The following is a 19,727-nucleotide window of genomic DNA, read 5'->3' as shown; positions in this document are numbered from 1 at the left end:
GGGTCGGCTCATTTCGGTCCGCACCTTCCCTCGTTGCTCGATCCGGGAACCTTGATCTTGATGGTCTGGCCGTCGCCGGCGCTGAAGCGCAACGAGGCGGTGCAGATGTAGAACTGGAAGAAGGAGCCGTACGCGCCGAGGCGGCTCAGCCGGCGGTAGACGTCCGGCAGGGCCTGCAGGTTCTCCTCCAGCGTGTCGCTGCTCGCATCCAGATTGCCCGCCAGGATGCCGGTCTGTTCGATGGTCTTCTGCAGGTCGGGGCGGCCGGCCTGCAGCAACTCGGCCAGTCCCGATGTGGCGTCGGCGATCCGCGGAATCGCGTCGCCGATCGGGTCCCGGTCGGCGGAGAGTCCGCTGACGAGTTGCTGGAGCCGGTCGAGGGTGCCGGAGAACTCGTCACGTTTGCCGTCCAGGGTCGCCAGGACGGAGTTCAGGTTGTCGATGACCTCACCGATCACCTGGTCTCGCTCCGCCAGTGTGGAGGTCAACGACCCGGTGCTGCCGAGCAGGGAGACGAGGGTGTCGCCCTGCCCCTGGAACACCTGGACCAGCGCCTCGGACAGGCTGTTGACCTGATCCGGATCGAGTCCGCGCAGCAGCGGCTTGAAGCCGCCGAGCAGCAGGTCGAGGTCCAGCGCGGGTTCGGTCTGCGACAGCGGGATGGTGTCGCCGGCGGCCATGGGCTCCGTCGATCCGGGCCCCTCGCCCAGTTCGAGATAGCGATCCCCCACCAGGTTCTCGTAGCGGATCGTCGCACGTGTCGCGGCGGGCAGCGAGTAGGTGTCCTCCACATCGAAGGTGACGTGCGCGAGATTGTCCCGTCCGCGGTCGACGCCCGTGACGGTGCCCACCTCGGCGCCGGCGATGCGAACCTTGGCACCGGAGTGCATCCCGGACGAATTGGTGAACACCCCGTGGTAGGTGGTCGTGGACGCGAAACGGGCCTCGCTGAAGACCACAACGAGCCCTGCGAAGATCAGGGCCATCACCGCCGCGAAGACGGCGAACTTGACGATCGTCGCGTTCCTGCTCACTGTCCCATCCCCGGGTAGAGGCCGTCGAAGAACACCTGGAAGAACTTGGGCGGATTGGTGATCGACGTCGTCCGCGGCGCGTACGGCACCGGCGCGTTGTCGGTGACCACGAACGGTGGCCGATCTCCGGGTCCGGGCACGTGCGGCAGGTCGGCACAGTTCGGTCCGCCCGAGGCGTTCACGCGCGGCAGGCTTTCCGGATAGGTGTAGGGCTCGACGCCGTAGGTCATGCCCACGCTCAGCGCGAAGCCCTGCGACATACCGCCTTCCACCGCCTCGGCTTTCGGCCGGAGCAGGTCGAGACCGATCAGCATGCACGAGATGGACGGCGAGTACTCGTCGAGCAGTTCCGCGGTCGGGCGCAGCAGGCCGATCGCGGACGTCAGGTCGCGCTGGTTGTCGGTGAGGACCCCGGTGGCGTTGTCGGCGAGTCCGGTGACATCCAGCAGCAGGGTCTGCAGGCCGCTCGCCTCCTCGGTGACCATCCGGCCGGTCGAGGTCACGTTGTCGACCGTGCGCAGCAGGTCGTCGGCGGTGTCGGCGTACACCCCGGTCACCGTTGCGGCTGCGGACAGACCGTGTTGCAACGCGGGCAGACTCGGGTTGATCTGCCGCAGGAGTGCATCGGTGTCGTCGATCAGGGTGCCGATCCGCTCGCCTCGCCCGCGCAGTGCGGTGGAGATCGCGCCGAGCGTTTCGTTGAGTTTCTCCGGTTCCACCCGGTGCAGGACGGTGGCGAGATTCTCGAACAGGGTGTTGAACTCGACCGTGACGGATTCCGCGGAGAGCGTCGTTCCCGCCTGGAGGTAACCGGCGGTCGGCGTCGCGGGCGGTGTGAAATTGACGTACTTCGCGCCGAACACGGTGGTGGACCTGATGTCCACCGTGGCGTTCGCGGGGATCTGCTCGAGTCCGTGCGGATCCATGTCGAGTGCGATGACGGCCTCGTCCCCGTCGTAGTCGATGGAGGCCACCCGGCCCACCTCGACGCCGCGCATCATGACCTTGGCCTGCGGTTCCATCACCAGGCCTGCGCGCGGGGACACCACGGTGACCCGCTCGGCGCGGCTGAACCCGCCGAGGAAGGCGGTCAGCGCGGTGGCCACGACGAGGACCAGCGCGGTGGCGAATGCCACTGCCACGATCCGACGAGGCACGGGCCGGTCGAACAGTTCGGTACCTGACATCGCCACGCGCCGCCGCCTATCCGGTGAGGTGGAAGTTGCCGGACATCCCGTACACCACCAGCGAGATGAGCAGGGTCACCGTCACCACCACGATCAGGGAAGCGCGCACCGCGTTGCCCACCGCCAGGCCGACCCCGACGGGGCCACCGGAGGCGTGGAAGCCGAAGTAGGTGTGGATGAGCATCACCGCCAGTGCCATCACGATCGCCTGGACGAAGGACCAGAGGATGTCGGTGGGTACCAGGAAGGTGGAGAAGTAGTGGTCGTAGAGGCCCGGCGACTGCCCGTACATCCACACGGTGGCGAACCGGCTGGCGACGAAGGACGCGGCCACCGCGAGTGCATAGAGCGGGACGATCGCGATCATCCCGGCGACCACTCGGGTGCTGACCAGGTACGGAACCGACGGGATCGCCATCGTCTCCAGTGCGTCGATCTCCTCCGAGACCCGCATGGCGCCGAGCTGGGCGGTGGATCCGGCCCCGATCGTGGCCGCGAGCCCGATGCCGGCGATCACCGGGGCCGCGATCCGGACGTTGACGAACGCGGCGAAGAATCCGGTCAGCGCCTCCACGCCGATGTTCCCGAGCGAGCTGTACCCCTGCACTGCGATGGTGCCGCCGGTGAACAGCGTCAGGAAGCCGACGATCACCACGGTGCCACCGATCACCGCGAGCGCACCCGTTCCCATGCTGATCTCCGCGACCAGACGCACGGTCTCCCGGGGATAGTGCTTGATCGCCTTGGGCGTGTGCCACAACGCTTTTGCGTAGAAGACCGCCTGGCCACCGAAGCCGTCCACGGCATTGAGCGACCGGCGGTACCGGCGGCGGGCGATCGGATACCTGCTGCGAACCACGTCGACCACGGCGGTCACCGCGCCGTCAGGGAGATGCCGACCGCGGTCACGACGATGTTGACCACGAACAGCGCCATGAAGGCGAATACGACGGTCTGGTTGACCGCATCCCCCACGCTCTTGGGACCGCCGCGTACGTTCAGTCCGAGGAAGCAGGCCATCAGACCGGCGATCAGCCCGAACAGTCCGGCCTTGACCTGGGAGATGAGCAGTTCACCGAGTCCGGTCAGCAGCGTGATCCCGTTGACGAAGGCGCCCGGGTTGACGCCCTGGAGCAGCACGGAGAACAGGAATCCACCGGCGATGCCGATGGTGCACACCAGCCCGTTGAGCAGGAGCGCGACCGTGGTCGAGGCCAGGACGCGGGGCACAACGAGCCGCTGGATCGGATCGATGCCCAGTACGCGCATCGCGTCGATCTCCTCGCGGATGGTGCGCGCGGCCAGGTCCGCACAGATCGCGGTGGCGCCGGCACCTGCCACGATGAGCACCGTGACCACCGGACCGACCTGGGTCACCGATCCGAGCGCCGCACCCGCACCGCTGAGGTCGGCGGCGCCGATCTCACGCAGCAGGATGTTGATGGTGAAGCTCACCAGCACGGTGAACGGCACGGCCACCAGGACGGTGGGGACGATCGAGACGCGGGCAACGAACCACGACTGCTCGATGTACTCGCGCCACTGGAACGGCCGGCGAAACGATGCGCGGGCCACGTCGACCACGAGATCGAAGAAGCCCCCTGCCGCCCGTAACGGGACTGCCACAACACTGTTCATCGCGCCCCCAAGTCGGCCCAACGGGAAATGCGGTCTCGCCACGCTCCGGGAACCTCGGAACGGGCCACCGGACGCACTCCATTCGCGGCGCGTTCGGTGTCTCGAACCACCCGGGGCACCAATCTGATTCGCCTCCGCTACGGCGTCACCAGAGCCTCGTAGGCGCCGATGCTAGCAGATACCGCATGGCCAACAGTAGATGTTCCGATAGCCTTCCATGAGGCGTGGACGCGCCTCCCCGGCACATCCGGTCCACCCCACCGAATCTCCTGGCACTTTCGCCCGCGGCGCTCTATCGTAATGGTTTCAGTAGTACTTACAGTGAACCCTGAACCGAGTGCCGTACCCGTATACGACCCGAGGAGCAGCGTTGCCCGACCCCAAGACGGAAGCCGCACCGACGATTCCGCAGTTCACCCTTCCCGCCGTCGCGGACGCCGTCGCCGCCGCGATCCCCGATCGCGAGCTCATCGCGTTCGGCGACCGCCACCTCACCTACGCCCAGGTGGCCGACCGCTCCCGGCGGCTTGCCACCTACCTGCGATCACGCGGACTCGGTTGCCGGACCGAGCGGTCGCAACTGGCCGCGCACGAGACCGGCCAGGACCTGATCGGCATCTACGCGTACAACGGCAACGAGTACGTCGAGTCCCTGCTCGGCGCGTTCCGCGCCCGGGTCGCGCCGTTCAACGTCAACTACCGATACGTCGAGAACGAACTGCGCTATCTGCTCGGGGACGCCGGCGCGAGCGCACTGGTCTACAACGCGAGCTTCGCCCCGCAACTGCAGAAGATCCGCGACCAGCTGCCGCAGCTGTCCGTGCTGGTCCAGATCGCCGACGAATCCGGCAACGCGCTGCTCGACGGCGCCGTCGACTACGAGGAAGCGCTCGCGAGCGTCGACCCGCTCGACGATCTTCCGGAGAACTCTCCGGACGACCTCTACGTCCTCTACACCGGTGGCACCACCGGCATGCCGAAGGGCGTGTTGTGGCGTCAGCACGACATCTTCATGGGCGCCTGTGGCGGCAAGGACTTCTACAGCGGCATTCCGGTCGGCTCCTACGAGGAGATCGCCGACCGCGCGCGGTCGAATCCCGGATTGAAGGTGTTCGTCGTGCCGCCACTGATTCACGGCGCCGCCCAGTGGGCCGCGCTCACCGCCCTCACCACCGGGCAGACTCTGGTCTTCCCGCCGGCCTCGGATCGTCTCGACGCCGAGGCGGTGGTGAGCACCATCGAACGCGACCGTCCGAACGTCGTGATGGTCGTCGGGGACGCCACGGCCCGTCCCCTGCTCGCCGCCTTCGAGCGGGGCGACGCCGACACCTCGTCGCTGAACATCGTCGCCAACGGCGGCGCCCAGCTGACACCCGGGATCAAGCAACGCCTGCTCGCCGCGTTGCCGGGCACGATCGTCATGGACGGCGCCGGCTCGTCCGAGACCGGTGCCCAGATGATGCACGTGTCCTCTGCGGGCGCGGTGTCGACGGGCACGTTCAACCCGAGCTCGTACACCTGTGTCCTGTCCGAGGACCTGACGGCCGTCGCCGAGCCCGGGCACGAGGGCATCGGCTGGCTGGCGCAGCGGGGCTACGTTCCGCTCGGCTACAAGGGCGACGAAACCAAGACGGCGGCAACCTTTCCGGTGATTGGCGGGGAGCGCTACGCGCTGCCCGGTGACCGGGCCCGGCACTTGGCGGACGGCAGCTTCGAACTGCTCGGCCGGGACTCGGTCACGATCAACTCCGGTGGCGAGAAGATCTTCGTCGAGGAGGTCGAGTCGGCCATCGCCTCGCACCCCGCCGTCGGGGACGTAATCGTCGCCGGACGCCCGAGTGACCGGTGGGGCGAGGAGGTCGTCGCGATCGTGCAACTGGCCGACGGCGCACAGGCCACCGAGAGCGAGATCGTCGACCATGCGGCGGCGTCGATCGCGCGGTACAAGTTGCCGAAGTCCGTGCTGTTCCGCGACCGGATCGAGCGCAGCCCCGTCGGCAAGGCCGACTACCGCTGGGCTCGCGAACAGGCCGCCGCCGCACCCCGCCCCGAGACCGCGCCCAGTCCGGCGTGACCTCCGGGCACGCACGCCCATCCCATCCGAACCCGGCAATCGGCACTCTGGAGGCCCCATGCCCACAGTCATCTCACCCGAGATCTCGACCTGGCCCGACCCCGAACCGCACCTGCTCGGCAGCCGCTGCGACGCCTGCGCGGCGACCGTCTTCCCGGTCCAGGCGCAGTGTCCGCGCTGCAGCGCGGCGTCGATGACGGATGTGGAGTTGCCCAGACGCGGCACTCTCGTCTCCTGGACCACCCAGGGATTCCTCCCCGGGCCGCCCTATCTCGGCAAGGAGACCGCGAAGACGTTCACCCCGTTCGGCGTCGGGCTCGTCCAACTCGGTGACGTGATCCGCGTCGAGGGCCGGCTCACCGAGAACGACCCGGCCGCACTGCGATTCGGAATGGAGATGGAACTGACGATGATTCCGCTGAGCACCGACGAATCCGGGGACGAGATTCTGACCTTCGCGTTCGAGCCGGTCCCGACGACGGGAGGTGCCGCATGAACGACGTGGCCATCATCGGCGTGGGCATGCACCCGTTCGGCCGGTTCGAGGGCAAGACCGCCATGCAGATGGGCGCCGACGCCATCCGGGCCGCGCTGACCGACGCCGGGCTCGAGTGGCGCGACATCCAGTTCGCGGTCGGCGGCAGCTGGGAGGTCGCCAATCCGGATGCCATCGTCAGCCTGGTCGGGCTGACCGGCATTCCCTTCACGAACGTGTTCAACGCCTGCGCCACCGCAGCCAGCACGACCGAGGCCTGCGCCGACGCGATCCGCCTCGGTCGCTACGACATCGGTATCGCGATCGGTATGGACAAGCATCCCCGCGGCGCCTTCACGGTGGATCCCACGCTGGTGGGGATGCCGAAGTGGTACGGCGAGAACGGCCAGTACCTCACCACGAAGTTCTTCGGAATGAAGGCGAACCGGTACCTGCACGACCACGACATCTCCGAGATGACCCTGGCACGGGTGGCGGCGAAGAACTACCGCAACGGTGTGCTCAACCCGAATGCCTACCGACGCAAGCCGATCCCCGAGGAGGAGATCCTGGCGTCGCCGATGCTCAACCACCCGTTGACGCACTACATGTTCTGCTCCCCCGACGAGGGTGCCGCGGCGGTGATCATGTGCCGGGCGGACATCGCACACCGGTTCACCTCCAAACCGGTCTACCTGCGATCGGTCGAGGTCCGGACCCGCAGCTACGGCGCGTACGAGGTGAACACCACCTACGCGCCGGTCGAGGAGGATGCCTCCCCCTCGGTGTACGCCTCGCGCGCGGCCTTCGAATCCGCAGGTATCGGCCCGGGGGACATCGACGTGATCCAACTCCAGGACACCGACGCCGGCGCGGAGGTCATTCACATGGCCGAGGCCGGGTTCTGCGCCGACGGGGACCAGGAGAAGCTGATCGCCGAGGGCGCCACCGAAATCGGTGGATCCATGCCGGTCAACACCGACGGCGGACTGATCGCCAACGGTGAACCGATCGGCGCATCCGGGCTGCGTCAGCTGCACGAACTGGTGCTGCAGTTGCGCGGCGAAGCGGGGCCACGTCAGGTGGCGGACAACCCGCGGGCCGGGTTCGCGCTGCTCTACGGTGCGCCCGGCACGGCCGGCGCCACCGTGGTCAGCACCTGAGACACAGCGTGGACGAGCTGGGGGCCAACCGCTTTCGCGGCCGGCCCCCAGTTCGTTTCGCCCGACGGTCAGTCGACGATGGTGATGGCCTGCCTCGGACACTGCCGCGCCGCCTCGCGGATCCCCTGCTCGTTGTCCGGGGTCACCTCGGGCCGCAGCACCGTCAGGTGGTCGTCCTCGCCGAGGTCGAAGACGTCCGGGGCGATGCCGACGCACACCGCGTTGCTCTCGCAGACACCGAAGTCGACCTCGACCCTCATCGGAGCACCCGGACCGGCACGGTGTTCCAGCCTGCGACGTTCTGCATGGTGACGCGTGTGCAACGGTCGAAGTCCACCTCGAAGCGCGGCATGAAATCGAGCAGGCGATCGAGCGCGATCGCGCTCTCCATCCGGGCCAGAGCCGCGCCGAGGCAGCTGTGGATTCCGTAGCCGAAACCGAGGTTCGGCGATTCGGAGCGATTGCGGTCGATGTCGAAGACGTCCGGATCGCTGAACGCCTCGGGGTCCCGGTTGGCCGATCCCAGCATCAGGAAGACGGGCTTGCCCGCCGGGATCGTGACGCCGTGCAGTGTCACGTCCTTCATCGAGTACCGCACGTTGTACTGGTTCGGGGACTCGTAGCGGAGCAACTCCTCGACGGCCGCAGGAATGCGGCCGCGATCCTCGAGCAGCTTCTCCCACTCTCCGGGGTTACGAGCGAACAGCACACCGGCGTTGCCGATCAGCTTCGCGACCGTCTCGGCACCCGCACCGCCGAGGAGAGAGGCGAAGGCCGCGATCTCGAGCGTCGACAGCTTGGTCTTCTCACCGTCTTCCCGCTCCACCTCGGCCTGGACCAACTGGGTGATCATGTCGTCGCACGGGTTCTCCCGGCGCTCGTTCGCCAGCCCGTAGTAGTACCGGGTCATCTCGACGACCGCCTGCCGGCCGCGCTCGGACATGTCGACCTGTCCGATCTCCCGGTGCAGCAGGTCGTCGGTCCACAGCCGGACCTGGAGACGCATCTCCTCCGGAACGCCGAGCATCCGGGAGACCACCTCGATCGGGAACAGCACCGAGAAGTCCTGCACCAGATCGAATCCCGCGGGATCCACCTGGCCCAGGTAGTGGTCGACCAGTTCGGTGACGACCGGCTTGAGCGCCTGGATGGCGCGCGGCGTGAACACCCGGCTGACCAGGCTTCGCATGTGACGGTGTTCGGGCGGATCGAGCACGATCACCGACTTGAGCACCGGCGGCTCCCCGGTACGCACCATGGACAGGTCCATGCCGCGTGAGGAGGAGAAGGTCTCGAAGTCCCGGTACGCGGCCGACACGTCCTCGTGGCGGGTCAGCGCGTAGAAGTCGTACTCCTGGCTGTAGTAGACCGGCGCTTCCTCCCGCATGCGCCGGTACAGCTCGTACGGTCCGCCGAAGAACTCCTCGGAGAACGGGTCGAACACGAGCTTCGTCTTGGTCACTGCACCCTCCTGTCATCCCGCCATCCGGCCGGGCAGGACAGCTCGAAGTAACTTACCGTAAGGCATACTATAATTTCGTCGGTCCGTTCGCCACACTCCCACGAAGACCCCTTGCCGGAGCAGTCGGAAATTATTACAGTCGCGTTTACAGTACGAACATTCCAGGGGTGTCCCGACACCCGAACCGCAACACAGGACGGTGGCGCGCCAGTGGAATCCGAAGAGCAGAACTCCGGGAAACAGACGTCCGGGAAGCAGAAGATCGTCGTGGTCGGCGCCGGCTCGGGAATCGGGGCGGCCACCGCCGCTCATTTCCACCGGCAGGGACACCACGTCCTCGCGGTCGACGCTCGCGAGAACACCACTCCCGCAAGCGAACACCGCCGGTGCGACCTCCGCGACAAGGCGTCGGTCGACGCACTGCTCGCCGACATCGGCGACGGCTGGGACCTGCTGGCGCACGTCGCCGGGGTCCCCGGCACCGCCCCCGCCGGGGACGTCCTGCTCGTCAACTACCTCGGAGTCCGGCTGATGGCCGAGCGGATGCTCCCCCGACTCAACCAGGGCGGCGCCATCGTCGTGGTGGCCTCCACCGCGGCACTCGGCTGGCAGGACCGCACCGCCGAACTGGCCGGGCTCCTCGAGGCCACCGACGCCGACTCGGTTCTCGCCTGGCAGCAGACGCAGGACCCGAACTACCCGGTGTACAGCACCTCGAAGCAGGCGGTGCTCCACTACACGCGCCGGCTCAGCGCGCCGGCATGGGCGAAGTACGGCGTCCGGGTCAACACCGTCAGCCCCGGCCCCACCGAGACGCCGATCCTGACCGACTTCGAGCAGACCATGGGCAAGGACGTGCTCGACATGTCCCGCGGCACCGTCGGACGACACGCCACCGTCGACGACATCGTCCCGGTGATCGAGTTCCTCGGCTCCCCCGGCGCCCGCTGGGTCGTCGGCCAGGACATCCAGGTCGACGGCGGCTTCATCACCTCGATGCTGGCCGGCGCGCCGATCGCGCTCTGACCTCACGACACCCATCCGAACGACGACCGGAGCGCAATGACCATCGCCGAACCCCCGACGGAACAGCCGTCGACGTCCGACCGCCCCTACCACCCGCTGGACATCTCCGCGGGCACCTTCTGGGACAGCGACTTCCGCAGCCGCGACGAGACCTTCGCGCAACTCCGCGCCGAACCGGGCCTGACCTGGCACCCACCGTCCTCGGCGATCTTCCCGCACGAGGAGACCGGCTACTGGGCCCTCACCCGGCACGCGGACATCCGCCACGCCAGCCTCACCAACGACGTCTTCGTCTCCGGCCTGGGGATCACCGTCGATCCGATGCCCGCGGAGATCCAGCGGACGATGAGCTTCTTCCTCGCAATGGACGCGCCCGAGCACACCCGCTACCGGCGACTGATCGCCATGTCGTTCACGCCACGGCAGATCAAGCGCATCGAGGACCAGATCCGGGCGAACGCCCGCACGATCGTGGACGACCTGCTCGCCGATCTGCGGGCGAACGGGTCCGTCGACTTCGCTGCCGACTTCTCCGGACGGCTGCCGATGCGCACGATCTCGGAGATGATCGGCATCGCACCCGAGAACCACGAGGTGGTCGCGCACGCCGTCGAATGCCTGTTCAGCACCGGCGACGACGAGTACGCCTCGCTCGAGGATCGGGCCACCCATTCGATGACCCAGCTCGGCCTGCTGATGAATGCCGGCATCGAGCTCGCCCAGCTGCGCCGAGTCGAGCCGCACGAGGACCTGATGACGGGCATCGTCGAGGCCGAGGTCGACGGCCACCGGCTCACCGACACCGAGGTCGGCGCGTTCATGGTGCTGATCGGGTCGGCCGGCAACGACACCACCAAGCAGACCAGCTCGCACGCGCTCAAGGCACTGATCGATCACCCCGAGCAGCGGGACTGGCTCCTCGCGGACTTCGACAACCGGATCGACACCGCGATCGACGAGTTCGTCCGCTGGTCCACGCCCGTGCTCAACTTCGCCCGGCACGCGTCGGTGGACACCGAGATCGCAGGCACGCCGATCGCGGCCGGCGAGAAGGTCGCCCTCTTCTACTGCTCCGGCAACCGGGACGAGTCGGTCTTCGATCGTCCGCACGAGTTCGACATCTCACGCTCCCCGAATCCGCACGTCGGGTTCGGGGGTGGCGGCGCCCACTTCTGCCTCGGAGCCCAGCTGGCCCGGATGGAGCTGCGGCACCTGTTCCGCGAACTGCTCACCCGGCTGCCCGAGGTCGAGATCGGCGAACCCGAGTACCTGCACAGCAACTTCGTGCACGGCATCAAGCGGATGCGGCTGACGGTGCGCTGACACAGCGTCACCGGCGCTGCATTGGTTGAACGCAGACCGACACGTCCGGCTCGTGGAGCGCGCGACCGGTCGCGGGCTTCGGCGTGGGTAGCCTTCTCACATGTCCGAACCACCACCCTTCAGCCCGACGGTCACGCTGCTCACGGTGGGCCGGGTGTGGGAGGCCGCATTCACCGAGGCACTCAAACCGCTCGGCCTGACCACCCGCAAGTACGGGTTGCTGGGCCACATCCGCGGCACCCCGGGGATCTCCTTCAGCGAACTCGCCCGCCGCTCCCGCATCACCGTGCAGAGCGCCCACACGGCGGTCGCGGCATTCGTCGAGGCCGGGCTCGTCGATGACGGGACCGCGCACGCCGGGGCGGCGTCGACCCTGACGATCACGGCCGACGGTGAGTCGTTGCTGGCCCGGGCCGCCGAGGTGGTGGCCCGTCTCGACGCGGATTTCGCCGCGCAGCACCCCGAACTCACCGAGGCGTTGCGGGCGCACATGATTCGGGTGATGTCGGCCATCAACTGACACCCGACCGCAACCTTCAGTTAGACTGAAGGTTATGGAATCACTGCTGCTCTCCCTTCATGTGGTGGCGGGCATCCTCTTCGTGGGTCCCGTCGCGGTGGCCACGAGCCTGTTTCCCCGCCATGCGCCGGTGACCGCCGGGCCGAACGGGGCGAGACAGGCCGAGCGAAGCGTCGACATCGCCCGTGTGCTGTACCGCATCACCCGCATCTACGGCGCCCTGGCGATCGGAGTGCCGGTCGTCGGCCTCGTCCTCGCCACCGTGCAGGGGCGCACGGGCGACGCCTGGGTCGTGGTCGCGATGGTGCTGACCGCCGCCGCCGGCGGACTGCTCGCCCTGCAGATCACTCCACTCCAACAGGAGGCGCTCACCTCCCCCGATGACGGCGCCCGGCTCCGACACCTGAGCATGACTGCGGGCGTGTTCAACCTGCTGTGGATGATCGTCGTCGTCCTGATGATCGTGCGCCCCGGATCGAGCGCCGCATGACCGGGCAGCTGCGCGGTCTCGCTGCGCTCTCGGCACTCGAAACCGTCAGCCTCCTGGCACTCCTGACCAACCTCGGCACCGTGCGCAACAGCACGGTCGCGAGCATCCTCGGTCCGATCCACGGCGCGTTCTACCTCGCCGTCGCCGCCGTGGCACTCCTCGGTCGCGGGCTGGCGCCGAGGACCCGGACGTGGGCTCTCGCACCCGTGCTCAGCGGCCCGATCACGATGGTCAACCTGCGACAGGAGGCGCGTGACGCATGAGCCTGCGACACTACTTTCGCCGGCCACCGGCCGTGACGGCCGCCGAGGCGGTCCGTCTCGTCGAAGACGGCGCGCTCGTCGTCGACGTCCGACGCGAGTTCGAGTGGAATCGGGTACACATTCCCGGCGCCGTCCACGCACCTCTCGAAGTACTGCTCGACCGCTGTCCGGAGTTCCCGGACGATCGCCTCCTCATCACCTTCTGCACCGGGGGAATCCGGTCGGCCGGGGCGGCGAACCTGTTGGTGGAGAACGGTTTCGACGCCGTCAACATGAGCGGCGGACTCGTCCACTGGCGCGCCGCCGGCGGACCGCTCACACAGGTCAGGTGAAGTCCGTGCCGCCGTCGACGTTGACGTTGGCGCCGGTCATGTAGGAATTGCGCCGAGAGCCGAGGAAGGCGACGACCGAGCCCACCTCGTCGGGCAGGCCCACCCGCGGCAGCTGGGACGGATGGCCGAAGTGCTCGGTGATCGCCTCCATCAACCGGTACGGATCGTCGCTGTCGACTCCCACGGAGCGTGCCCATCCGGTCAGCGACGGTGAGGCCACGCTGCCCGGGGACACCACGTTGACCAGGATCTCGTCCTTCGCAAGCAGGAGGGACAGGTTCTTCGAGACACTGGTCACCATCGACTTCGCCGCCGTGTAGGCGACGAGCGAAACAGTCTGCCGCTGAGTCGAACTCGCGGAGAAGTTGACGATGCGGGCCCACTGCGCCGTGCGCAGCAGCGGCAACGCCGACTGCACGCAGTGCACCATGCCGAGCACACCGTCGTCCACGGCCGTCCGCCACTGGTCGTCGGTGAGGTCCTCGACGGTGCCGTGCACGTTCGGCCCGGCCGCGTTGACGAGGACGTTCAGTTCACCGTCCCAGCGCCGGTCCAGTTCGGCGAACACCTCGCCGATCCGGTCGCGGTCGCGCAGATCGGCCTCGAGGCCCACCGCGTCGGGGCTCCCCAGTGCGGTCAACTCCGACACCGCGGCATCGAGGTCGCGACGGGTACGGGAGAGCACGGCCACCCGGGCGCCGTCCGCGGCGAAACAGCGTGCGGCGGCCAGGCCCATGCCCCGGCCGCCGCCGGCCACCACGACGGTGGCACCCCTCAGTCCCAGATCCACGTCAGTTCCGGATCATTTGCGTCGGCGTGGTCACTTCGGCTGGAATCGCTGTGCGCCGTCGATACGGACGACCTCACCGTTGATGTACGGGTTCTCGAGGAGGTACGCCGCCAGGCTGGCGTACTCGTCCGGGGTGCCGAGGCGCTTCGGGAAGGGCACGCTGGCGGCGAACTTCCCGAGTGCCTCCTCCCCGAGGAACTCCATGATCGGAGTGCGCATGGTGCCGGGCGCGATGCTGTTGAGCCGGATCCCGACCGCACTGAGATCGCGTGCACCGGTGAGCGTGAGGGCGATTACGCCGCCCTTGGCGGCGGAGTAGGCGGACTGTCCGATCTGCCCCTCGTAGCCCGCGATCGAGCTGGTCATCACGATCGAGCCGCGCTCGCCGTTGTCCTTCGGTTCGTGTGTCGCGACCTTCGCGGCCACCAGCCGGAGCACGTTGTAGGTGCCGGTCAGGTAGAGCGCGATGGTGTCGGTGAAGCCCTTGAGGGTGTGCGGGCTGCCGTCCCGGTTGACGACCTTCTCGAGGACGCCGAATCCGCCGTGCGCGATCACCGCGTGACGGAGCGTCCCGAGCTCACCGGCCGCCTCGATCGCGGCGGCCACGGAGTCCTCGTCGAGAACGTCGGTGCGCACGTAGACGGCCTTGTTGCCCAGTTCCTCCGCGAGGGCCTTCGCCTTGTCGTCGGCGAGGTCGGCGATGACGACCGCCGCACCCTCGGCGTGAAGCTTGCGAACGGTGGCGGCACCGAGTCCGCCGGCACCACCGGTGACCAGGGCCACCTCTCCTTCGAATGACACTGTGACTCCCCTTCTCTCGTGTTCCGCGCTACTCGTGTGCGTGTACGGCCGCATCGGCCGGGTGGGTGGGTGAACGGAGCCCGGTCAGGAACCGGTCCACCGGGGGGCGCGCTTCTCCGCGAACGCCGCTGCGCCCTCCTTCGCGTCCTGGGTGCCGAAGACCGGCGCGACGAGTTCCATCTGCTTCTGCCACTTCTCGTCGTCGCTCCAGCTGCGGGCCGCCGCGATGACCTTCTTGGTGACCGCCACCGCAATCGGGCCGTTCGCGGTGATGCGCGCGGCCAGTTCCAGTGCCGCATCGAGCGCCCCGCCCGGCTCGGCCAGTGTGTTGACGAATCCGAAGGATGCACCCTCCTCCGCGGTGAACGGGTCACCGGTCAGCGCCAGTTCCAGTGCCTTCTGGTACGGAATCCGCTCGGGCAACCGCAACAGTCCGCCGCCACCGGCGACCAGACCGCGCTTGACCTCCGGGATGCCGAAGGTGGCGTCCCGGGCGGCGACGACCAGATCGGTGGCGAGCACCAGTTCGGTGCCGCCGGCAAGGGCGTTGCCCTCGACCGCGGCGATCAACGGTTTGACCGGCGGCTTCTCGGTGAATCCCATGCCGCGGCCCGCGATGTACGGGAACTCGCCCTTCGCGAAGGCCTTCAGGTCCATCCCGGCACTGAAGTTCCCGCCCGCCCCGGTGAGCACCGCCACGGACAACTCCGGATCGGCGTCCAGTTCGTCGAGCGCATCCGCGAGTCCCTGGGACACCGCCAGATTGATCGCGTTGCGGACCTCCGGACGGTTGATCGTGATGACGAGAACGCGACCACGGCGTTCCGTGAGTACTGCGTCGGACATGTTCCTCCCGGTTTCTGCGGGCCGGGCACACGGATGACGCGCGCCCGGCCGGGCACGTGGCGGGCACGCGACCCACCGCTGGACTTCTGAACCTGGCCTTCTAGACCTCGATGACGACGGCGCCACCCTGACCGCCGCCGGCACACATGGCGGCCACACCGATTCCACCGCCACGGCGCCGCAACTCGTGGACGAGAGTGGTGACCATCCGCGCACCCGAGGCGGCGATCGGATGGCCCAGGCTGCAGCCGCTTCCGGAGAAGTTGACCAGCTCCGGGTCGATCCCGTGTTCGCGGCAGGCGGCGATCGGCACGGACGCGAACGCCTCGTTGATCTCCCACAACGCCACGTCGGCAACGGAGATGCCGGCCCGGTCGAGCACGGCCGGAATCACCTTCACGGCGCCGAGTCCGCAGTCCCGGGGTGCGACGCCCACCGCGCCCCAGGCGCGGACCTTGCCGAGGACCGTCAGACCCTCGGCCGCCGCCAGGGACTCCTCCGCCAGGGTGACCGCGGCAGCGGCGTCGTTGATACCGCTGCTGTTGCCCGCGGTGATCGAGAATCCCTCGATCTCGGGATGCAGAACCGGCAACGAGGCGAGCCGCTCGAGGGTGGTGTCCCGGCGGGGATGCTCGTCGATCGCGAAGTCGACCACCGAGCCGTCGGGCAGTTCGACCTTGAGTGGGATGATCTCGTCGGCGAACTTGCCCGCGTCCTGGGCAGCGACCGCCCGCAGGTGCGAGTTCAGCGCCCACTCGTCCATCTCCTGCCGGCTGATCCCTTTGGCCTTCGCGGTGTTCCACCCGACGGTGACGGCCATGTCCAGGACCGGCGCGTCCGGCGTCTCGGGATGTGTCGGCGGCATCCAGGGCTCCTGGAAGGCGAGTTCGGGGCCGGGGATGCGCCACTTCATGAGCGGACCGGTCGAGAGCGACTGCACGCCACCGGCGACGAGCACCCGTTCCATACCGGACCCGATCTGGGCCGCAGCGTTGCCGATCGCGGTCAGACTGCCGGCGCAGTGCCGGTTCACGGCCTGTCCGGGCACCGACTCCAGCCCGGAGGCGGCCGCGGCATATCGCGCGAGATCACCTCCGCCGTAATGCGATTCGGCAAGGATGATGTCGTCGATCACGGCCGGGTCGACCCCGGCGCGGCGAATCGCCTCGGGGACGATCGTGGTGGCCAGGGCCTCGGCCGGAGTGTTCACGAGCGCCCCCTTGAAGGAACGCCCGATCGCGGTGCGGACGGCACTCACGATGACGGGTTGTGGCATCTTCTCGACCTCGTACTGGCGGGCTGCGCAGCGGGCAGCGGTGACGGACGGTTCGGATCGCGCGTTGATGGTATCACTTACCGTAGTACCAACAGTAGATAATTCTGGCGGCGTCGGTCTCTAGCGCAAATCGGGCTCGGGCACGTCGAAGTGCGCGTCACGCAGCCGGAAGGCCTCCCTGGTGCCCACCTCGGCACGGGTCTTCACGAAGTTGAACTCGCCCGGCGCGAACTGCAGATTCGTGCCGAAGGCGTGGAAGAGATAGCTCGCCACCTCCTCCCCCTGGTAGGCCTGACTCTGCTCGACCAGGCGGAACGCCTCCTTCGCGATCACCACACCGTCGGCGGGCATACGCGCCGCCTTCTCGGCCCAGTACCGCGCTCGCGCCGTCACGACGTCGCCGGCGCAGGTCTCGGTGAACACCCCCAGGTGCTCGACCGCGGCCGCCTCGACGATGTCGCCGGTCAGCAACAGCCGGCGCGCGAGCACCGGGCCGAGCCGATGGAAGAACATGTGCAGGCTGCCGAGCGCCGGCCCGAGAAACCTGGTGGCGGGCATACCGATCCGCGTGTCCCGGGCAATGACCGAGATGTCGGTCATCAGCGCCATCTCGAAGCCGCCACCGAGCGCATAGCCGCTGATCTCACCCACCGTCACCTTCGGGAACCCGAGAAAGTTGTGGTAGAAGTCGAACGACCTGCGATCCACCGTCAGCCGCCTGCGCTGGCTCGGCCTGCTCTTGACGGTCCGTGATCCGGCAGGCGAGTCGCCGTTGCGTTCGCCGTACCACCCGTACGCGTTGTTCATGTCCGCGCCGGTGCTGAACACCCCCTCGGCGCCCCGCAACAGCACCACCGTCAGGTCGTCGTCGTCCGCGACGGCGTCGAGGCATCGCGCGAGGCTGTCACGCATGGCGGCATCGTAGGAATTGCGCTGCTGCGGATTGTTCAGCGTGATGGTGGCAATCCTGCGATCCCTGTCGACATCGAAGAGAATGCGCGGATCGGACGGGGTCGGACCACTCATGAGTCGGATACCTTCCTGTTCGACAGGCCGAGTTCGGCCAGGATGTGTTCGGTGTCGGCACCGAGCGCGGGAATCGGCCCGAGCGCGACGTCCCAGCCCGAGCTGGGTGCCGGCGGAAGAAGGGTCGGCACGACCCCGACCGGGGAGTCGACCTCGACCCATCGATGCCGCTCGACGAGCTGAGGATGATCGACCAGGTCGCGGACCGAATTGATCCTCGCGCAGGCGATTCCGGCGCCGGTCAGTTCCTCGACGGCCTCCTCGAAACCCAGCGGCGCCAGATGTTCGCCGACCAGGGCGTCGACCAGCCCCCGGTGGGCGACGCGCGCGGCGTTGGTCGCGAACCGTGGATCGTCCACCAGTTCGTCGCGGCCGAGCACCAGGCGCGCCAGGCGTGCCCACTCCCGATCGTTCTGCACACTCAGCGCGACCAGACCGCCCGCCGCCACCGGATAGGCGTCGTAGGGCGCGATCGCCGGATGGCTCATGCCCGCGTTCATCTTCGGAGTGCCGCCGTGTTTGGCGACGGTCAGGGGATAGCCCATCCACTCCGCGACCGCGTCGAGCATGCTGACCTCGATGACGCAGCCGCGACCGGTGCGGTGCCGGGCGAGCAATGCCGCCAGGATCGAGGAGTACGCGTAGCTCCCGGCGGCGATGTCGGCGACGGCGATTCCGGGTTTGATCGGCGCTTCGACCGTGCCGGTCACCGACACCACGGCCGCCTCGCATTGCACCAGCAGGTCGTAGGCGCGTCGGCTGTCGTACGGGCCGCCGGTGCCGTAACCGGAGATCTCACAGACGACGAGATGTGGGTGAGCCACCGTCAGGTCCGCGGCGGCCAGCCCGAGATCGGCGGTCGCTCCCGGCGCCAGGTTGTGCAGGAAGACGTCGGCGCCGCTCAGCAGCGACCCGAGGACCTGCCGCCCGAAGTCGGACTTGACGTCCAGGGCGAGCGACTCCTTGGTGCGGTTGAGCCAGGCGAAATGCGCCCCCATCCCGCCGGCGGCGGCATCGAAGCCTCTGGCGAAGTCGCCTCCGTCGACCCGCTCCACCTTGATCACGCGGGCACCCAGGTCGGCTAGGTGACGGGTGGCGAAGGGGCCCGCGACCGCCTGCTCCATCGCGACGACGAGCACGCCCTCGAGCGGACGCTCGCCGACGGCACCGAGCGGACGCTCGCCGACCACGCCGGGCGGACGCTTGCCGGGGGCACCTGGCGGACGCTCGCCGGTCACGGCGCGCCCCCGTCCGCACGCCGGCCGTCGAATCGGAAGCCGGCGAGCTTGTCCGGCGAGAGCGCAACCGCGTCGACCTCTCCCGTGCACAACAGTTCGTCGCCGTGGAGCAGCCGAACCGTCGACAGGACGCCACGCTCGGTCGGCTGCCGGGCGATGTCGAAGGCCAGGTCGGTCAGGAGTGGTGTGGGCCGCCGGTAGCGGATGTTCATCGAACGGGTCTTGCCGGACGCCCGCACCGCGCAGTTGTGATGCTGCGCCACGCAGTCGAAGAACACCCCGAGGAACCCGCCGTGCACCAGTCCGGGCGGCCCCTCGTACGGCACGGGAAAGCACACGGTCCCTGATGCGGAGTCGGCTTCGATCCGGTCGAAGCGGTATTCGGGGAAGCTCGGATTGAATGCGCCGATGTCGAAGGCGTGGTCCAGGTAGACGCGCCGACCAGGATCGGGGTTCGGACCGATCCGCGGCGCCGGGTCGCGCGGCGCGGAGGGCGCGATGGCCCGCTCCCATTCGGCCAGCCGCGCCAGCATCTCGTCCACCGCCGGATGGTCTCGCTCGAGCGCCAGCAGCAGCCCGGTCATCCGCCGCATCGCCGCTGCTGCCGCCATCGTCTGCCCGAGCGGCTTCTCGCCGAATCGGGCGTCGTCCTGCTGCGCCATGGGCCACCTTCCTCGGCAGCGTGGTTCCGTCCGCGGCCGATCCTTGCTAACTTGTGTCAGCAATAACGGTATCGCCTACCGTATAGCTAACAGTATCTGTC

At 68.2% G+C, this 19,727-nt stretch carries 22 protein-coding genes; 9 read left to right on the top strand and 13 right to left on the bottom strand.

All coding sequences use genetic code 11. The features are described from left to right. Positions 1-8 precede the first annotated feature (8 nt). The 4 genes from ACWEPG_RS27135 to ACWEPG_RS27120 form a co-directional block, all read right to left on the bottom strand. Positions 9-1,034: an MCE family protein gene (locus ACWEPG_RS27135; RefSeq protein WP_450116335.1), complete on the bottom strand. Its 1,026-nt coding sequence runs from the start codon at positions 1,032-1,034 to the stop codon at positions 9-11. Next, entirely contained in the window at positions 1,031-2,170 is a 1,140-nt protein-coding gene (locus ACWEPG_RS27130; RefSeq protein WP_452595766.1) for an MCE family protein, read from the bottom strand. Before ACWEPG_RS27130 ends, ACWEPG_RS27135 begins: the two co-directional genes overlap by 4 nt. Before the next feature lie 67 nt (positions 2,171-2,237). Beyond that, positions 2,238-3,080, bottom strand: a complete 843-nt coding sequence (locus ACWEPG_RS27125; RefSeq protein ID WP_450116342.1) for an MlaE family ABC transporter permease — start codon at positions 3,078-3,080, stop codon at positions 2,238-2,240. 14 nt (positions 3,081-3,094) lie between these two features. After that, positions 3,095-3,859 carry an MlaE family ABC transporter permease gene (locus ACWEPG_RS27120; RefSeq protein WP_450116333.1) on the bottom strand — a complete coding sequence of 255 codons (765 nt, stop codon included), beginning with the start codon at positions 3,857-3,859 and terminating at the stop codon, positions 3,095-3,097. Positions 3,860-4,229: 370 nt separating this feature from the next. Between ACWEPG_RS27120 and ACWEPG_RS27115 the strand changes: the two genes are divergently transcribed. Genes ACWEPG_RS27115 through ACWEPG_RS27105 form a run of 3 tightly spaced genes read left to right on the top strand, consistent with a single transcriptional unit; the run spans position 4,230 to position 7,571 of the window. Next, positions 4,230-5,933 (top strand): acyl-CoA synthetase, encoded by a 1,704-nt coding sequence (locus ACWEPG_RS27115; protein WP_450116332.1) that lies wholly within the window; start codon positions 4,230-4,232, stop codon positions 5,931-5,933. Positions 5,934-5,991: 58 nt separating this feature from the next. Beyond that, positions 5,992-6,429, top strand: a complete 438-nt coding sequence (locus ACWEPG_RS27110) for a Zn-ribbon domain-containing OB-fold protein (RefSeq protein ID WP_450116331.1) — start codon at positions 5,992-5,994, stop codon at positions 6,427-6,429. Further along, positions 6,426-7,571 carry a thiolase family protein gene (locus ACWEPG_RS27105; protein WP_450116330.1) on the top strand — a complete coding sequence of 382 codons (1,146 nt, stop codon included), beginning with the start codon at positions 6,426-6,428 and terminating at the stop codon, positions 7,569-7,571. The genes ACWEPG_RS27110 and ACWEPG_RS27105 overlap by 4 nt, the downstream gene beginning before the upstream one ends. Positions 7,572-7,639: 68 nt before the next feature. Here the strand turns inward: ACWEPG_RS27105 and ACWEPG_RS27100 are convergent, their stop codons facing one another. After that, positions 7,640-7,831: a ferredoxin gene (locus ACWEPG_RS27100; protein WP_450116329.1), complete on the bottom strand. Its 192-nt coding sequence runs from the start codon at positions 7,829-7,831 to the stop codon at positions 7,640-7,642. Then, the gene (locus ACWEPG_RS27095; protein WP_450116328.1) at positions 7,828-9,033 is read right to left on the bottom strand and encodes a cytochrome P450; all 1,206 of its coding nucleotides are present in this window, start codon (positions 9,031-9,033) and stop codon (positions 7,828-7,830) included. Before ACWEPG_RS27095 ends, ACWEPG_RS27100 begins: the two co-directional genes overlap by 4 nt. 210 nt (positions 9,034-9,243) lie before the next feature. Here ACWEPG_RS27095 and ACWEPG_RS27090 point away from each other — a divergent pair, with 210 nt between their 5' ends. The 6 genes from ACWEPG_RS27090 to ACWEPG_RS27065 all read left to right on the top strand — a co-directional run bounded on the left by ACWEPG_RS27090 (position 9,244) and on the right by ACWEPG_RS27065 (position 12,987). Then, positions 9,244-10,059, top strand: coding sequence for a coniferyl-alcohol dehydrogenase (locus ACWEPG_RS27090; RefSeq protein ID WP_452595765.1), 816 nt, complete (start codon positions 9,244-9,246; stop codon positions 10,057-10,059). 36 nt (positions 10,060-10,095) lie between these two features. Continuing rightward, positions 10,096-11,382, top strand: a complete 1,287-nt coding sequence (locus tag ACWEPG_RS27085; protein WP_450116326.1) for a cytochrome P450 — start codon at positions 10,096-10,098, stop codon at positions 11,380-11,382. Positions 11,383-11,482: 100 nt separating this feature from the next. Further along, positions 11,483-11,902 (top strand): MarR family winged helix-turn-helix transcriptional regulator, encoded by a 420-nt coding sequence (locus tag ACWEPG_RS27080; RefSeq protein ID WP_450135640.1) that lies wholly within the window; start codon positions 11,483-11,485, stop codon positions 11,900-11,902. Positions 11,903-11,936: 34 nt separating this feature from the next. Further along, entirely contained in the window at positions 11,937-12,392 is a 456-nt protein-coding gene (locus tag ACWEPG_RS27075; RefSeq protein WP_452595764.1) for a hypothetical protein, read from the top strand. Further along, a complete protein-coding gene (locus ACWEPG_RS27070) occupies positions 12,389-12,655 on the top strand; it encodes a hypothetical protein (protein ID WP_452595763.1) in 267 nt (88 codons plus the stop codon). Before ACWEPG_RS27075 ends, ACWEPG_RS27070 begins: the two co-directional genes overlap by 4 nt. Beyond that, positions 12,652-12,987 carry a rhodanese-like domain-containing protein gene (locus ACWEPG_RS27065; RefSeq protein ID WP_450116322.1) on the top strand — a complete coding sequence of 112 codons (336 nt, stop codon included), beginning with the start codon at positions 12,652-12,654 and terminating at the stop codon, positions 12,985-12,987. Before ACWEPG_RS27070 ends, ACWEPG_RS27065 begins: the two co-directional genes overlap by 4 nt. Here ACWEPG_RS27065 and ACWEPG_RS27060 read toward each other — a convergent pair. From ACWEPG_RS27060 to ACWEPG_RS27030, 7 genes are all read right to left on the bottom strand, one after another. Then, on the bottom strand, positions 12,980-13,777 hold the full coding sequence (locus ACWEPG_RS27060) for an SDR family NAD(P)-dependent oxidoreductase (RefSeq protein WP_452595762.1): 798 nt from the start codon (positions 13,775-13,777) through the stop codon (positions 12,980-12,982). The two genes, ACWEPG_RS27065 and ACWEPG_RS27060, sit on opposite strands and share 8 nt — an antisense overlap. A 30-nt stretch (positions 13,778-13,807) precedes the next feature. Further along, entirely contained in the window at positions 13,808-14,578 is a 771-nt protein-coding gene (locus tag ACWEPG_RS27055; RefSeq protein ID WP_450116320.1) for an SDR family oxidoreductase, read from the bottom strand. Positions 14,579-14,662: 84 nt separating this feature from the next. Further along, on the bottom strand, positions 14,663-15,424 hold the full coding sequence (locus ACWEPG_RS27050) for a crotonase/enoyl-CoA hydratase family protein (RefSeq protein WP_450135644.1): 762 nt from the start codon (positions 15,422-15,424) through the stop codon (positions 14,663-14,665). Between the two features lie 100 nt (positions 15,425-15,524). Continuing rightward, positions 15,525-16,700, bottom strand: coding sequence for a thiolase family protein (locus tag ACWEPG_RS27045; protein WP_452595761.1), 1,176 nt, complete (start codon positions 16,698-16,700; stop codon positions 15,525-15,527). A 120-nt stretch (positions 16,701-16,820) separates the two neighbouring features. Beyond that, positions 16,821-17,726: an enoyl-CoA hydratase/isomerase family protein gene (locus ACWEPG_RS27040; protein WP_450116317.1), complete on the bottom strand. Its 906-nt coding sequence runs from the start codon at positions 17,724-17,726 to the stop codon at positions 16,821-16,823. Next, complete coding sequence (locus tag ACWEPG_RS27035) at positions 17,723-18,964, bottom strand: CaiB/BaiF CoA transferase family protein (RefSeq protein ID WP_450116316.1); 1,242 nt, start codon at positions 18,962-18,964, stop codon at positions 17,723-17,725. Before ACWEPG_RS27035 ends, ACWEPG_RS27040 begins: the two co-directional genes overlap by 4 nt. After that, positions 18,961-19,626, bottom strand: a complete 666-nt coding sequence (locus tag ACWEPG_RS27030; RefSeq protein ID WP_452595760.1) for a hypothetical protein — start codon at positions 19,624-19,626, stop codon at positions 18,961-18,963. The genes ACWEPG_RS27035 and ACWEPG_RS27030 overlap by 4 nt, the downstream gene beginning before the upstream one ends. Positions 19,627-19,727 lie beyond the last annotated feature (101 nt).

The organism is Rhodococcus sp. NPDC004095 (assembly GCF_053604015.1).
Note: the sequence above shows the minus strand (reverse complement) of the source record. Positions and strands in the feature narration are given on the sequence as shown.

Excerpts from the sequence above, each read along its gene's own strand:
- ACWEPG_RS27045 (WP_452595761.1), bottom strand. The coding sequence starts at position 16,700 with ATGCCACAACCCGTCATCGTGAGTGCCGTCCGCACCGCGATCGGGCGT.
- ACWEPG_RS27050 (WP_450135644.1), bottom strand. The coding sequence starts at position 15,424 with ATGTCCGACGCAGTACTCACGGAACGCCGTGGTCGCGTTCTCGTCATC.
- ACWEPG_RS27120 (WP_450116333.1), bottom strand. The coding sequence starts at position 3,859 with ATGAACAGTGTTGTGGCAGTCCCGTTACGGGCGGCAGGGGGCTTCTTC.
- ACWEPG_RS27085 (WP_450116326.1), top strand. The coding sequence starts at position 10,096 with ATGACCATCGCCGAACCCCCGACGGAACAGCCGTCGACGTCCGACCGC.
- ACWEPG_RS27100 (WP_450116329.1), bottom strand. The coding sequence starts at position 7,831 with ATGAGGGTCGAGGTCGACTTCGGTGTCTGCGAGAGCAACGCGGTGTGC.
- ACWEPG_RS27105 (WP_450116330.1), top strand. The coding sequence starts at position 6,426 with ATGAACGACGTGGCCATCATCGGCGTGGGCATGCACCCGTTCGGCCGG.
- ACWEPG_RS27070 (WP_452595763.1), top strand. The coding sequence starts at position 12,389 with ATGACCGGGCAGCTGCGCGGTCTCGCTGCGCTCTCGGCACTCGAAACC.
- ACWEPG_RS27040 (WP_450116317.1), bottom strand. The coding sequence starts at position 17,726 with ATGAGTGGTCCGACCCCGTCCGATCCGCGCATTCTCTTCGATGTCGAC.
- ACWEPG_RS27080 (WP_450135640.1), top strand. The coding sequence starts at position 11,483 with ATGTCCGAACCACCACCCTTCAGCCCGACGGTCACGCTGCTCACGGTG.
- ACWEPG_RS27030 (WP_452595760.1), bottom strand. The coding sequence starts at position 19,626 with ATGGCGCAGCAGGACGACGCCCGATTCGGCGAGAAGCCGCTCGGGCAG.
- ACWEPG_RS27075 (WP_452595764.1), top strand. The coding sequence starts at position 11,937 with ATGGAATCACTGCTGCTCTCCCTTCATGTGGTGGCGGGCATCCTCTTC.
- ACWEPG_RS27065 (WP_450116322.1), top strand. The coding sequence starts at position 12,652 with ATGAGCCTGCGACACTACTTTCGCCGGCCACCGGCCGTGACGGCCGCC.
- ACWEPG_RS27110 (WP_450116331.1), top strand. The coding sequence starts at position 5,992 with ATGCCCACAGTCATCTCACCCGAGATCTCGACCTGGCCCGACCCCGAA.